At 67.4% G+C, this 14,780-nt stretch carries 10 protein-coding genes and 1 pseudogene; 5 read left to right on the forward strand and 6 right to left on the reverse strand.

What is annotated here, in order from left to right; translation table 11 throughout:
- The coding region (locus VD972_RS15730) for a choice-of-anchor A family protein (protein ID WP_324987657.1) at positions 1-2,514 on the forward strand (2,514 nt) is incomplete at its 5' end.
- Positions 2,515-2,620: 106 nt separating this feature from the next.
- Positions 2,621-3,991 carry a hypothetical protein gene (locus VD972_RS15735; RefSeq protein WP_324987660.1) on the forward strand — a complete coding sequence of 457 codons (1,371 nt, stop codon included), beginning with the start codon at positions 2,621-2,623 and terminating at the stop codon, positions 3,989-3,991.
- Positions 3,992-4,514: 523 nt separating this feature from the next.
- On the opposite strand, the gene VD972_RS15740 is transcribed toward VD972_RS15735, so the two are convergent.
- The 5 genes and pseudogenes from VD972_RS15740 to VD972_RS15760 form a co-directional block, all read right to left on the reverse strand.
- On the reverse strand, positions 4,515-5,075 hold the full coding sequence (locus VD972_RS15740) for an alpha/beta hydrolase-fold protein (RefSeq protein WP_324987662.1): 561 nt from the start codon (positions 5,073-5,075) through the stop codon (positions 4,515-4,517).
- Between the two features lie 423 nt (positions 5,076-5,498).
- The gene (locus VD972_RS15745; protein WP_324987681.1) at positions 5,499-7,508 is read right to left on the reverse strand and encodes a CHAT domain-containing protein; all 2,010 of its coding nucleotides are present in this window, start codon (positions 7,506-7,508) and stop codon (positions 5,499-5,501) included.
- 3 nt (positions 7,509-7,511) lie between these two features.
- Positions 7,512-7,730: pseudogene (locus tag VD972_RS15750) on the reverse strand (tetratricopeptide repeat protein); the annotation flags it as partial.
- A gap of 1,262 nt (positions 7,731-8,992) precedes the next feature.
- Positions 8,993-9,388 carry a GDP-mannose 4,6-dehydratase gene (locus tag VD972_RS15755; protein ID WP_324987665.1) on the reverse strand — a complete coding sequence of 132 codons (396 nt, stop codon included), beginning with the start codon at positions 9,386-9,388 and terminating at the stop codon, positions 8,993-8,995.
- Positions 9,389-9,397: 9 nt separating this feature from the next.
- Positions 9,398-10,135, reverse strand: a complete 738-nt coding sequence (locus tag VD972_RS15760; RefSeq protein WP_324987668.1) for a class I SAM-dependent methyltransferase — start codon at positions 10,133-10,135, stop codon at positions 9,398-9,400.
- Between the two features lie 360 nt (positions 10,136-10,495).
- On the opposite strand from VD972_RS15760, the gene VD972_RS15765 reads away from it, so the two are divergent.
- From VD972_RS15765 to VD972_RS15775, 3 genes are all read left to right on the forward strand, one after another.
- Complete coding sequence (locus VD972_RS15765) at positions 10,496-12,004, forward strand: B12-binding domain-containing radical SAM protein (RefSeq protein ID WP_324987671.1); 1,509 nt, start codon at positions 10,496-10,498, stop codon at positions 12,002-12,004.
- A 74-nt stretch (positions 12,005-12,078) separates the two neighbouring features.
- Entirely contained in the window at positions 12,079-12,642 is a 564-nt protein-coding gene (locus tag VD972_RS15770; RefSeq protein ID WP_324987673.1) for a dihydrofolate reductase family protein, read from the forward strand.
- A gap of 108 nt (positions 12,643-12,750) precedes the next feature.
- Positions 12,751-13,389: a hypothetical protein gene (locus VD972_RS15775; protein ID WP_324987675.1), complete on the forward strand. Its 639-nt coding sequence runs from the start codon at positions 12,751-12,753 to the stop codon at positions 13,387-13,389.
- Between the two features lie 38 nt (positions 13,390-13,427).
- Here VD972_RS15775 and VD972_RS15780 read toward each other — a convergent pair.
- Positions 13,428-14,780 (reverse strand): ATP-binding protein (locus VD972_RS15780; RefSeq protein ID WP_324987678.1); only part of this gene is annotated, 1,353 nt, incomplete at its 5' end.

A 14,780-nucleotide genomic window follows, 5' to 3' on the forward strand; every position in this document is an offset into this window, starting at 1 on the left:
ACGGCCGCGTTCCAGGCCGCGATCGACACGCGCAAGGCTTGGGGTGACATCGTCGACGGCGACATCGCGCTGCTCGCCACGGACGCGACCACCAACGAGACGCCGCAGCTGGTGGAGAACGCAATCCGCCACGTCCTCAACTCGGTGCAGAAGCGCACCGGCATGTACATCTCCCTGGGCTGCGCGTACCAGGGCGTCACGGAGCCCATGCAGGTGACGCTGCTGGAGCCGTTCGGCACCTTCCGGGTGCAGGGCGTACCGGGCTGCACGGACAGCAGCCACATCTTCCAGATGTATCCGAACCTGATCTCTCGGGACATGTGGGACGGGCTGCTCACCGGCAACGGGTGCGCGGCGCGCTCGGTGTTCACCCACTTCCCGGAGCAGAACTTCTCGGTCGCCGCGGTGGCGATGAGCACCCCGGAGCAGACGATCCCCGGCCAGCGCACCTACTCGGACGTCCTCGTGGCCCCTGGCGAGGAGACGCCCTTTGTGAGCACGCCCTACATCCTGGTTCGCGGGGCCTCGCCCCAGGCGATCGGCTGTGGCCTCTCCGAGAATCCCACGGGTGAGGAGTGCGACCTGGGGGATGGCATGAATGGCCAGCCTGCGCTGCCGGGGCAGTCCGCGGGGGACACCTGCTCGTACTCGTGCCGCCTCAACTGGTGCGGCGACGGCGTCGTGGACAGTGCCTACGGGGAAGAGTGCGACCTGGGAGCCAACAACGGCCGCACCAGTGACGCCGCCGGCAGCATCGGCGCCTGCACCGCGTCCTGCAGGCTCCCCACCCTTCCGCCTTCCAGCAACCCGCCGGCGACGCTCTGCAAGAACGTGACGGTGGTGGCCGAGTACACCTGCGGCGAGTCCGCCAGCATCGACAACGGCTCCTATGATGCGGACAACGATCTGGCGGGATGCACGCAGACTCCGGCGGGCCCGTATGGCATCGGCAACACGTCGGTGACGTTGAAGTGCACGGACCAGGGTGGCCGCTGGTCCTCCTGCACGGGTGTGGTGACGGTGGTGGACCAGGCGCCGCCGATGGTGACGCTCAACGGTCCTGCGAGCCAGTCGCTCGAGTGCGTGGCGGGTGGCACGTACACGGATCCTGGCACCAGCGCGAGCGACCTGTGCGAGGGCACGAAGCCCGTCACTCGCACGGGCTCGGTGAACGTGGGGACGCCCGGCACCTACTCGCTGAGCTACGTGTCCACGGACTCGGCTGGCAACGCCTCCGCGCCCGTGACTCGCACGGTGACGGTGGCCGACACGCTGGTGCCCACCGTGACGCTGAACGGCCTGGCCAACGCGGCCCTGGAGTGCGGTGCGGCCTACACGGATTCAGGCGCCACGGCCGCCGATCAGTGCTCGGGCAACCTGAGCGGCGCGATTGTGAAGACGGGCACTGTGAACGCGGCCGTCCCGGGAACCTACGTGCTGCGCTACAACGTGAGGGACGGCGCGAACCGTGCGGCCCCTGAGGTGAGCCGGGTCGTCACCGTGAGAGACACGACGCTGCCGACGCTGACGCTCAATGGCTCGGCCAGTGTGACGTTGGCGTGTGGCGCGCCGTACACGGATCCGGGCGCCACGGCCAACGACACGTGCTCCGGGAACCTGACGCCGAACATCACTGTCACCAGCAACCTCGACCGGACGCGTGCGGGCCAGTACACCACCACCTTCCGCGTGGCGGATCCGGCCGGAAACGTGCGCACCGCCACTCGCCAGCTCACGGTGGGGCCGTGCGCCACCTGCATCAACCTCCGCCTGGGTGAGTACAGCCTGTTCCTGCAGGGGGACTACACCCTGGGCACGGACGTAGAGGGCAAGGTGGCGGCGGGTGGCAACATCACCATGAACCACTTCTCGGTGGGCCACCGGCTGGCGGACAACAACCTCTCCAACACGCTGGTGGCGGGCGGCAACCTGACGCTCACCAACGGCGGTGTCTGGGGCGACGCCCGGTACGGGGGCAGCTTCAGCGCCGATACGACCGTGGTGTACCCGCGGGGCACCCGGGCGCAGGGCACGCCCATCGACTTCGCGGCCCGGTTTGCCGAGCTGCGCAGCCAGTCCGCGCAGCTGGCCAGCCGGACGGCCAATGGCACCACCCGGCGCGAGAACTGGGGCGGCGTGATGATGCGTGGCACGAACGCGAGCCTGAACGTCTTCGACGTGAGCGCCAGCGCCTTCAGCGGCGCCGTGCTGTGGTCCATTGACGCGCCGGCAAACTCCTTCGTGGTGGTCAACATCCGCGGCAACCCGCCCACCTTCAATGGCTTTGGCATCTCCTTCAGCGGCGGCATCACCTCGCGGAGCGTGCTCTACAACTTCGTGGATGCCACGAGCATCAACGCCCACGGCTTCGGCTTCCACGGCACGATCCTGGCCCCGTACGCCCACGTCACCTTCGCCAATGGAGCCTTCGAGGGTGGCATCTACGCGAAGTCGATGTCGGGCAACGCCGAGGGCCACATCAACCCGCTGGTCGACCGCGACATCTGCCCGTAACGGGTAGCCCGGGCGCGCCAGAGGTTCATGCCCTGGCGCGCCGGAGGGATTCACGAATTGCCGTCCCCTTCCAGGTGAAGTAGAGCCCCTGCGGACCCAGGGGACCATGGACACTCCAGAGACGCAGGCGGCGGGAGGGCAGCCTCCAGAGGGGGCGCAGTCGCGGTGGATCCGGTACCTGATCTTCCTCGCGCTGGCCTTCCCCGCGTTCCTCCCCTTCAACTACGTCTACCGCTTCGGAGTGAACGTCCCCTTCTTCGATCAGTGGGAGTTCGTGCCCACCCTGGTGGACTTCTACGAAGGGCGGCTCACGCTCGAGGCGCTGTTCGCGCAGCACAACGAGCACCGCATCTTCTTCCCGCGCCTCATCATGCTGGGGCTGGCCGCGCTCACGCGGTGGAACACCGTGGCGGAGATGTACTTCAACGCGGCGCTGCTGGTGGCGCTGGGCGCCGTGCTCCTCCATGCCCACGTGCGCGCGTACGGGGCCTCGAACCGCTCGCTGATCGCCTTCCTGCCCATCGCCTGGCTCGTCTTCACCTTCCGCCAGTACAACAACCTCATCTGGGGCTGGCAGATCCAGATCACCCTCTGCGTGCTCTTCAGCGTCCTCAGCCTGCTGCTGCTGGACGGCACTCGAGGGCTCGGGGCTCGCTGGGCGGGGGCCACGGGTGCAGCCTTCGTGGCGAGCTTCTCATTCGGCTCGGGCATGGCCATCTGGCCCGTGGGGCTCATCGCGCTGCTCTGGCAGGGCCGGCTCGAGGGCCGCACCGCCTGGCGCGCGGTGCTCGGCTGGAGCGTGGCCGGGACGCTCGCGGTGGTCCTCTACACCTGGAACCGCCACAGCAACTTCGATCACCCGGACCCGTGGACCTTCCTGCGCTCTCCCGGGGACTCCTTCCTGTTCATGCTGGGCGCGCTGGGGGCGGTGACGGCGGACACGTTCCCCACGGCCATGGCCTTCGGGGCCCTGTTCCTGGCGGGCCTGGGCGTCATCGCCTTCGAGCTGCGGCGACGGCGCGTGGAGCAGGGCCCGACGACGTTTGCGCTGGGGCTGGTCCTCTATGCGGGCGCCGCGGCGGTCCTGGTGCTCATCTCCCGGGCGGGGTACGGCCGGGAGTACGGGCTCTCCTCGCGCTACACGACCTTCACGGTGCTCGCCTTCGTCGGGCTGCACCGGGCGCTCCTCGCGCTCCAGGCGCCAGAGCGCCGCAGCCTCCTCATGGGCGTTGTCCTCTCTGCGGCGATGATCTCGGGGTTCTGGTCCTTCACGACGGGCATCTCGGAAGGCCTCCACGAGCGGAAGCAGATGCGAGTGAACCGCGCCATCGTCCGGACGTTCGCCACGCAGCCCGAGGGAGAGCTGCAGCGGCTCTTCCCCTACCCCGCTGTTGTCCGCCAGAACGCGCCAGGGCTCCAGCGCCATGAGCTAAGCGTCTTCGCGCCGGGGCAGGAAGCTCCGCGCGAGGCGCAGTGAGAGTGACGGAGTTCCATTGAGTCTGCGGTACGCTCCTACGCGTTCGGGCTCGCCATGCTCGGGCCGCCAGGGGTCGAGTTCTCCAGATCGAGTCTCGTCATCGAAGGAGCCGAGACGCTGGTTCCAACGCCGCGAGAACTGCCGTGGCGATGAGCGCTGGGCTGGAGCCCCTGGGTGGGGCCGCTCGGGACTCAGGTTGTGCTGGGATGTATGGCGGCGGGTTCGATTCCCGCCGCCTCCACATTCAGCAACTCAGCAATCTTTAGTGGGCTGCGGGGCTTTTCGTGGCCCTGGTTTCCTCATGTGCCCCCAGTGTACCCCTCTGGCATCTCTCGCTCAGCCCCGGCGTCTCGCTCGCCCAGGGCCCACGGGCACTCTGCGGCCCACGGACTGGTGCGCAGGAGGCCCCGGCCGCGCGCTCTGCACGAACCTGTATGCTTGTCGGACAAGTTCAGCGAGCACGCCCCGGCACCTCTCCCATGCCTGCCCCTCCCACGTTCTGTCTCCTCCGGCCAGCCCTGGCTCAGAACCGCACCGCACCGGCCATGGCGCTGAGCAGGTCTCGCATCTCGGCCTCGTCGGGCATGTGAGTAACGTTCGCGTACTCGCGCAGGTCGGCGTGGAAGCCGGCCGCGCGCATCTCGGCGACAGACTCGCGTGCCAGCGCCACGGGAAACACCGGGTCTGCGACCCCATGGAAGGCATGGACGACGGGCAGCTCAGCGGAGGCCTGGGAATGAGAGAGAAGCGTGGGCGGGAGCACACCACTCACGGGAAAGATCGCGCTGACCGACTCGGGATGGGCGAGCGCCATCGCATACGCGACAACCGCTCCCTGAGAGAGGCCCATCACCAGGGGCTTGCCCACCGTGGGGCGCGCTGCGGTGAGCGCGGCCAGAAGCGGCGCGAGCCGATCCGCCGCAGCCCGTGCACCCCTGGCGCGGTCCTTGTCGAAGTACCAGAAGTACGCCCCACCGCTGGGGTGCCCATAGGGGATGATGAGCCGGGCCTTCCCCGGGTAGCGCGCGAACAGCGCCTCGGCACCCAGCGGGTCCGCACCCATCGGATGGAGTGTGACGATCATCGGCAGCGGCTCATCAGGTCGCGCGCCGCCGAGGAGCCGCTCGACATAGTGTACGCCGGCCAGCTCGCCACCCACAGGCTCCGACGTCGCTGCGGTGGCCGCAGTCACCTCACCGCTGGAGGCCACAGGTGGCGTGGCCGTGGACGGAGAGGCCTCCGGCGACGTTGGCGTAGGCTGTGTCGAGGAGGTAGCGGCAGGAGCGGGGCGTTCACTGCAGGCCGTGGCGGCCATGAGGGAGACCACGAGGGCGGGAAGAACCGTGCGATGGCACCAAGACTGGGGCATGAGAGGAGACCTGTTCATATCGTCAGTGCTTCGTTGCCTGGGGCGCCTGGAAGAGGCCACTCTCCCAGCACTGTGGGCCTGCTCTTCCTTGGCCGTGCATCTGGGCGAGCTGCCTCGACGACGCCTGGGTTGGCCGAGCTACCGGCTCGGTGGCTTCTGGGGAGTGGGCGCGAGTGCGCGCACGGGGGCGTCGCGACCGAGCGCAATGAAGGGGGCCCAGAAGTAGGGGTGGGGGTGACTCCGGCGCAGCGAGCGCATGGCCGCATGTAGGGCGGCGGCACGGCCCTGACCTGCCAGGAGGTTGCGGTAGTAGTCCTCCATCAGCACATGGGTGATGTCGTCGTTCACCTTCCACAGGCTCATCACCACGGTCTCGGCGCCGGCAGCGACGAGGGCGCGGCGCAACCCATAGACACCCTGGCCAAGCCGGATGTCGCCACGGCCGGTGTCACAGGCGGAGAGCACGACGAGCTCGGTGCCCCACAAGTCGAGTCCTGCGAGCTCTAGCGCCGTCACCAGGGTGGTGTCGAGCTGGGACTTTGTGGCGCCGGAGGAGGCAGGCATCCTAGCGCGGGCGCCCGCCAACACGAGACCCGAGCGCAGGAGAGGATCGGGAGGAAGCTGAGCGGGTGCACCGTCGCCAAGCGCTCCGAAGTGACCCACGGCGCGGGAGCCCTTGGGCGCGGGTGCGTCCGCGAGGAAGAAGCCGTGGGTGGCCAGGTGGAGCACGCCCGGCCTGGACAGGCGCAACAGCCGCTCCTTGGTGGCCTCCGCGCCCAGGAAGAGCTGGGCTTGGGGGATCAGGCGTCGGATGGCCGCGGCCTCCTGACGTGAGCCGGGCAGAGGGCCCCAGGGGCGCTCCGCCACGTTCGCGCGCAGAGTGGAGAAGAAGCGCTCCAGGGAAAAGGAGTGCAAGGTCGGCCCCGCCGGTTGCCCGCCAAGGGCGGCCAATGCTTGGGGAGAGGTGCTGAAGTCCGGATCCGCGAGAACGACCACCGAGTCAGGAGGAGCCGTTTCCCGAGGACGGGGCAGCAGGTCCTTGCCAGAGGTGAGATAGGTGATGTCGTAGGATTCGATGAGGAACTGGTGGCCATCGTGAAGTGCAGCGAAGGGCACCAGTGAGAGCTGTCCGTCAGGCGAGAGGAACAGGCGGCGGCGGTCGCCCAGCAAGGGCAGGAGGGGCTTGAAGGCGAGCTGATAGAGCGCCTGAGCGGAGGCTTCGAAGGAAACACCGCGGTTGGCCAAGGCGTTGCGCAGGCGCGAGGCGGCGGAGTCAATGGGCTCTGCCGGTCCCAGGTCCAGGGCACGGGTGCTGGCATCGGGGAAGAGCACCAGCGCCAGGTAGTGAGGCTGGCTGCCAAGCCTGGGAATCAGCGGGCGGTCCGTGTACGCAATGAACTCGACGAGCGCACCGTCCTTGGGGAGGGCCACGGCGACACGGTCGGCGATTTCATCTCGAAAAGGCAGCTCGGCCAGCGCGCGCAGCGGCGCGGAATTCCTGGCCAGAAGAGCCTCCAGCGTGTCACCCTGCTCCGCGAGTTCTCTCAAGCGCTGTCCATGGTCAGCCGGGGCGAGCGGACCGGATCCTCCGAGCGTCAGCGCGGCCAGTTGGGTTCGCAGTTCCCGTAGCCGCTCGAAGGAGTGGCGGTCCTCGGGGCCCAGGCTCCGGTAAACGACGCGGGAGATGTCGGCCGTCTCCTCGACGGAGCGGCCTTTGAGCAGAAGCACTGCGCTGAGGGCCAGGCGTCGTACGCTGGTATCCTCTGGATAGGCGCGCAGCAGTGCGTAGAGACGCTCCTCGTCAGAGCGCAGTCGCTGGAGGAAGCTGGCCAGGCGCGCCTCGGAGAAGTTGAGCGCCTCTCGCCGCAGGCGCTGCTCTGAGATGGCGAAAGAACAGGTCAAGAGCGGCAGGGCTCCAGCTAGGCGATGCTGGACCAGCCGGCGCTGGGCGATGTGGGTAAGCACATCGGCGATACTCAAGGGGGCGCTGCCGAAGGTCGCTTCTTCCAGGGCAGGCGCCTGCGCTGTAAGCGGATCGTCTGGGTGATCGGACAACCCCAGGTCCTTGTAGAGGTCCTTGTAGGAAACGACTTCGGGAGTGCAGGTGGCTCGTTCGTAGAACGCGGGGTCAAGAAGGCTCCGACCCATGGCCGCTTCCTGGACGGCGAGTGCGCGCTCATTGAGTAGCTCGGCTCGAGCGTACAATCCCTGGTCCCAGTACAGGGTGACGAGGTCGGTGAGCGTCTTGGCGACGTGAAGATGATTTTTGCCGAGGGATGCTTCCCGAATGGCGAGCGCGCACTCATAGAGCGGTATGGCTCGACCGTAAAACGCCTTGGCTTGGTAGCGACTCGCGAGGCTTTCGAGCAAGCTCGCGACCTGGGAATCCCTCTCGCCGAGGGCTGCTTCTCGAATCTTGATGGCGGCCTCTCGCTCCTCCGCAGGGATCTGGAAACCGGGCTCTTCCTTTGTCTGCGCCGCGACGGGCGGCGAGAGGGTGACGACAAAAAAAGCGGAGAGGCTGAAGCGGGAAAGGGCCAGGAGGAACTTCATCAAGGGAATCCTCTGGGCTGCACGGGCATAACCCTCTAGAGCCGGTGACCTGAGGGGTTATGCAGAAAATCTGCATTCAGAGGGTCAGCCCGAAATGACTCAAGGAAACCTTGTAGCTACGGGCACTTGCCGCAGGGTTGTGCGCCCGGCGGGTGGAGAGGCCTCACGGAGTCGTATGATCCAGCAGTGACTTCACCCAGTTGGGCCGCATGTGCCCCCAATGTGAGTGCGCCGTGAAGGTGCACTTGACCAGCGGGTGGAAGTCCCGCCCGAGGAGGAAGTCGACCCCCTCGGTAGCTATCTGGCGGGGACGAGGGGCGACCCTCGGACTCGAAGCCCAGAGACAGAAGGCCTCGAAAGGAGGTCGAGCAAGTGTGCAGGCCGCAACGTGAGTGAAGCCTGAGCAGGCCCCGAAAGGGCAATCGTGGGAGCCGACCTGGCTCACATACAGGGAAGGCCATGCGTCCAGCGAGAAGGTCGACGAAGCATCGCTGGGCGTTCCACCGGGGTAGTGGGCGCGGCATGCATGCACACGGTGAGGTGCGCAACACGGGAGACCTGGTCCGAGCGGGATGGCAACCCGAACACGCTCCCGGAGCGTGGTGAGGGCCAGGAGTCGGAGGGCCCTACAGTACCTGAGAAGCGGGTAACGACCGTGGAGGGAAGAGGCCCTGGTTCAGGATGCTTCGCAAGGAGAGAACGCAGCGGGAGATTGGCGTGAGCCTACAACCCTTACATAGCTCGAAGATCCCCGAACGAAGCTGTACGCGAAGGCCAAGGTGGAGCCAGGAAGTGCACGTAGAAGGAGCCACGTGCACTTCTGCGCCGACACGCGTCGCGTGAGACCTGTCCGAGAGCCGGATGCAGGAAATCTGCACGTCCGGTTCGATGAGCGGCGTGGAGGAAACGGACCGTGGGTGAGACTCGGCGAGAGGGCGAGCGAAAGCGGACCCTCGCAGCAGGCGCCGACGAGCCCGAGCGGCACCGCGCCTCCCGTCGACTCTACCCCTCCAGCGCGGCATCAGGCGGAACCAGACGGGACGAGACGGGACAGGGCGGGAGACCGATCCGACGTGAGATCAAGACGTTAGCCGGTAACAGCGCGACCTGCTTGGGGTTTTGCTCTCGCCTTGCTGTGGGTTCGATTCCCGCCGCCTCCATGCAGCGCAAGCCTCCGCTCCGACTCCGATGTCCGCGTCTCGTTCGAAGCAATCCCGGATGCGGAAGTACTTCGCCGGCTCCTTCACCGACTCGCCCACCAGCGAGTCGGCTGCCATGTGCACCACCGCCTCCACGCGGTGCTGCTTCAGCGTGTCGCGCAGGGTGGCGGTGTCGAGGAGGTCGCCCTTCACGAAGGCGGCGCCCTTCACCACCGCCTCGCGGTGGCCCTTGTAGAGGCTGTCGTAGACGACGACCGCGTCACCGCCCCACAGCAGCTCCTCGTAGCGGTCCAGCGCGGCCAGGCAGCGAGGCAAGGCCCCCTGCTACTTGCGGGCCTCGATCAGGACTTCCGGCTCCTTTTCGAGGAAGGGGGTCCAGAACCCCGGCGGGAACTGCTGCTCAAGCGCGGGAGGAACCTGCAGCCGGTGCCAGCGCACGTGCTGGAAGCCCGCCGTTCGCAGCGCCCACTCGTAGGTCTCGCGCAGGAAGCAGCGAATCTCGAAGCCGGTCCACTGCTGGGGAGCTGTCTGGAGCTCGACACGCAGGGGCTCACCGTCTGCAGGCTGGGGCGAGCCCGTGTAGGCAAAGCCGTACTGGCGGTAGCCCTCCGGGTCGCGGGCGGCCACGCCACAGTTGTCGTTGATGGCGAAGAAGGTCTGCCCAGGCGCCAGGTGGTCATGGACCACCCGGCACATCTGCAGCAGGTCCTCAGTGGACCCGGCATAGTTGAGCAGGAAGACCGCCGTGACGAAGTCGAACGTTCCAAGCCTGCCGAGCCGCTGCACCGGGCTGTGGATGTACTCAATCCCGAGCGGCTCCCGGGCCTCCTGCTGCCGCGCCAGCAGGAGCATCTGTTCCGAGACATCCACGCCAACCGTGCGCCCCGCACCGAGCTGCTTGAGCCGGCGGGTGTGGAAGCCCTCCCCGCAGGCGAGGTCCAGGACGGACCTGCCTCTCACATCCCCCAGGTGCGTGAGCAAGGTGTGCTCGAAGACCTCGAAGATGGGGAGACGCTTGGCCTTCTGGTAGTCCGCAGCGATTGCGTCGTACTGGGTGTCCATGGGGCGCTCTCGCAAGGAACGGGGTGGAAGCCTTCGAGCATATTCCCCTCGGGCCTGGAGGAATCAAGGTGGGATGCGACTCCCTGGCGCACGGGGAGCCCACCACCCTCGTAGGCTGCCCGTTCCCAGCCAGACGTCGTTTACGAGAGGACGGGAAAAGAGAGGTCGCCAATAGCGTGCGCCGCAGCTACACGATCGCCTCTCCCCACGTCGACATTAGCCACTATCCGGCCTCCAGCAATTCCCGGAGGACCGGCTCCGACCGCTCGGCCGCGCGTTCCGACCGCTCATCCCGGCGGTCCCAAATCCCTCGCAAGGGGTGGGTAGCTTGCTCCGCGTCAACTTCGAAGGAGGACGTGGATGGAGCTGTGGCCCATGAAGCGCGTGGATCCGATGCAGGTGGCCCCCGTGCTGCCGCCCGCGCGCAAGGGGACACCCGTGCCGCGTACAGCGCTGCTGGTGAACCCCTTCTACCCCAAGGACGTGAACGCCAGCTTCGGCAAGCACGTGCTCACGCCCACGCTGGCCCTCACCAGCCTCGCCGGAGCCACGCCGCCCGAGTGGCGCCTGCGCTACTGGGACGAGAACCTCCTGCAGGGCCCACCCCCCATGGACGAGCTACCTCAGGTGGTCGGCATCAGCGTGCACCTCACCTTCGCCCGGCGCGCCTACGAGCTGGCCGCCTGGTTCAAGGCCCACGGCTGCATCGTGGTGATGGGCGGCCTGCACGCCCTGTCCTGCCCGGATGAGGTGCAGGCCCACGCGGACGCCATTTGCGTGGGCAACGGCGTGCCCGTCTGGCCCCGCATGTTGAGGGACATCGAGCGCGGGCAGCTCCAGCCGCGCTACAGCGCCGAGTACCGCGACTACGCATCCGACCCGCCGCCCGACCGGAGCATCCTGCCCGACTACGGCTTCCTCACCCCCACCTCCCTCATCGCCACCCAGGGCTGCCACAACCGTTGCGACTTCTGCTACCTGGCCACCGGCGACACCCGCATCAAGTACCAGATGCGCTCCCCCGAACAGGTGGCTGCTGAGTTCCACGTCACGGGCGCGCCCTATGGCGTGTTCGTTGACAACAACCTCGGCTCGAGCCGCCGCTACCTGCGCGAGCTGTGCCGGGCGCTGGCCCCGCTGGAGAAGATCTGGAGCGCCGCCGTCACCCTGGACGTGACGGATGAGCCCGAGCTGGTGCGCGAGATGGCGCTCGCCGGGTGCACCGGCGTCTTCATCGGCTTCGAGAGCCTCACCGACGACAACATCCGAGCGGCGGGGAAGAAGAGCCCCCGCGCCGATGACTACGCCCGCCGGGTGGAGGTGTTCCACCGCAATGGCATCCAGGTGAACGGCAGCTTCGTGCTCGGCTTCGACCACGACCGGCCCGACGTCTTCGAGAACCTGGCGCGCTGGATCGAGGAGAACCGGCTCGAGTGCGCCACCTTCCACCTCCTTACCCCCTACCCCAACACGCCGCTGTTCCGCCGCATGGAGGCGGAGGGGCGCCTGCTGCACAAGGACTGGTCGCTCTACGACACCGCCCACTGCGTCTTCCGTCCCCGCCACATGAGCCCCGAGGCACTGGAGGCGGGCTACGCGTGGATCTACCGGCGGCTCTTCTCCCTCTCCTCCATCTGGGCGCGCAGCCCTCACCAGGCCAGCGCCGTGCTGCCGTACCTGGCGATGGCCCTGCTCTACAAGCGCAGCAACTTCCTCTGGCGCTTCCTCATCCGCCACCGCCTCACACACAAGGTATGGACCCCCCTGGTGCACCTTACGCGCCTGCGCCACCTGCGCTACCGCCGACGCCTGGCGCGCGAGGGCTCCCTGCCTGGCCACCTCGTGTCCCCCATCCGCCCCAGCGTGTAGCTCAGGAGGCCTGGGCATCCTCCGGCCGTTGAAGTATGCGGATTGTGCTGCTCCTACATAGGAGGAGGCGAAAAATGGGCAAGGTTACCTTCGGCATGATGACGTCGCTCGACGGCTACATCAACGACCGCAAAGGCGGATTCGACTGGGGCCACGTGAGCGAGGATGCGCACAGGTTCGCCGAAACGGAGCAGGAGCGCGAAGGGCTGGCGATCTACGGGCGGCGCATGTACGAGACGATGGTCTACTGGGAAACCGCCGACCAGGACGAGAGTCTCGAGCCCTACTTCCGTGACTTCTCCCGCGCTTGGCAGGCTGTCGACAAGATCGTCGTCTCCAAGAGCCTCGAAAAGGTGACGAGCAAGCGGACGCGGCTGGTCCGCGAGCTGAGCGCGGACGACCTCCGGCGCCTCAAGGCCGATACAGAGAAGGACATCAGCATTTCCGGGCCGACGCTCGCCGCGTCCTTCATGAAGCAGGGCCTCATCGACGAGGTCAGCATCTACTACGTGCCCGTGGTCGTCGGCGGGGGCACCCCGATGTTCCAGGATGTGTGGCAAACGCTGAAGCTCGAGCGTCTCGACCACCGCGCGTTCGACAACGGTCTCCTCTTCGTGCGCTATAGGGTCCTCAGCTGAGGCCGGCATGCAGGCACGTACGGGATCGCCATCTTCAAGGAGGGCGAGGAGACCACCCAGCGCACCGCGCCGGTTCGGGTGACGGGCCTGTAGTGACATGATGGGTCCATGATCGAGAGTCTCTCCAGGTCCCGGCTGTCGGCACTGGCCCTGCTGGCGGTGTCGCTGGTCGGGTGTGGCGACACTCCCTGGGCCACGGTGCAAGGGCGCCTGCATGCGGACGCGCCGGTGCTCCTGCCGTTGTCCGGTAGACCCGTCTGTGCAGGCTACGTGTGCTCCGAGTACTGGGCCCGGTTCCCTTCCGGGCCCCTCCGCCCACGGCAAACCTGCAGCCTTCCGGTGTATGGCGAGGGTGCGCGCATCGAGAGCGATGGCACGACCCTGCGCCTGGAAGGACGCGACGGGGACCCTGGCCCGCTGGGCTTCGAACGCCATGGCACCTGGGAGTGGAAGCAGGGCCGGGCGGAGAATCCTCCCTATCCCTCCGTGCTGCTGATGGGCCGGGGCCCGGAGGCCCGCCTCCCGGCCAGAGGTTCGGCGCCTTGTGCCGCCGCTCCTGGTGTCGCCCTCCATTTCTGCATCGGCGCGCCGCTCGCACGGCTCGAGGCGCGCCTCGCGCTGGAGGCCCTGGTCCAGCGCCTCCCTGGTCTCCGGCTCGTGCCGGGACTGATGCCAAGCTTCCTGAAGAGCGTCACCATCCGGAGGCACGAGAGCCTCGAGGTGACGTGGGACGTCAAGGCACTGTAGGCCGTGAAGGACAGCCCTTTGAGGGCTCTGCCCTCGCCTCACGGTGCTGCGGGACGGGTGACGATCGGCAGCGTGAAAAAGAAGGTACTGCCGGAGCCTGGCGTGCTCTCTACCCACATCTGGCCCCCGTGGCCTTCGACAATGCCTTTGGCGATGTAGAGGCCAAGCCCTGTGCCTTCTCTCGCACGCCTCTTGGCCTGCCAGTATCGGTTGAAGAGGTGGGGCAGCTGCTCCTGGGGAATCCCTGGGCCGGTGTCACTCACGGCAAACCTCACGGTGCCGGCGGCCAGCTCGGCGCTGAGCTGGATGGAGCCTCCCGCTGGAGTGAACTTGATGGCATTTCCAACCAGGTTCGAGAGCACCTGGCAGACTCGCTCCCGGTCCGCGCTCACCAGCACCTCGGGCTGACTCAGCTTCTGCCTCAGGGAGACCCCCCTCTGCTCCGCGAGCGGCTGGAACAGCTCCAGACATTCCTCGACGAGCTCCCCCAGCTCCTGGGGCGTGGGCTCGATGGAGAAGCGCCCCGCCTCGAGCTTCGCGAGGTCCAGCAAGTCCTGGATGAGGGTATTCATCCGCTTCGTCGAGCGCTGAATGCCCTCGGCCGAGTCTTGTACCCGCCGCCAGGGGCCCTCCGTGTCCGGGGGCAGAGCTCGGAGGATGCGCCCCGCTTGCATCTGGATGACGCCGAGCGGAGTCCTCAAGTCGTGCGAGACGACCGCGACCACGTCGTCCCGGGTCTGAACGGCCTCCTGCTCACGAACCACCTGACGCCCAAGGTCGACCTCGATGGCATATCGCCTCAAGTCAGCGGCAACTTCCAGCTCGGCGGAGCTCCACGGCAGGGACGTCGAGCGGACGACTTCCTTCCAGAGCTCGAATGAGCGGCGCGGGTGAAGGCGCATCCCCGCTCCCTCCACCTCGACGGGCTTGGTGGGATTGCCTCCCCAGTTCACAGTCTGGATGACCTCCGGCCGAAACCACAGGACATGGTCGGGAGCGGGCTTGGGGAGGGAGATCGCCAGCAAGCCGCTGGCGACCTCCTTGAAGGCTTCTGCTGGCGGGTAGAGGCGAGGCAGGGCCTTGGTTTGGAAGACCTCCTCCTTGACTGTCTCGCGCAGCCACCCGACGAGCCCCTCCAGGGCCTCTTGAGGAACACGCCCCACCGTCCAGCACCCGCCTTCGGAGAACACGGCCGCGCCGCTTGCTCCGACGAGGGCCATCAGCTCCTCCGGGTGCTTGACGAGGCCGGCGAGGACCTCTGCCCCTTCCGCCCGCATCGCCTGGACGAGCCGAGCCTGGAGCCCCCGCAATCTCTGGACACGTTCCCGCTCCTCGAGTTCTCCCGTGGCTCCTATCTGCTGAGAGGTGATCCGGCCGATGAGCTCGCTCGC

Source organism: Hyalangium sp. (assembly GCF_035629615.1).
Lineage (GTDB): Bacteria > Myxococcota > Myxococcia > Myxococcales > Myxococcaceae > Hyalangium.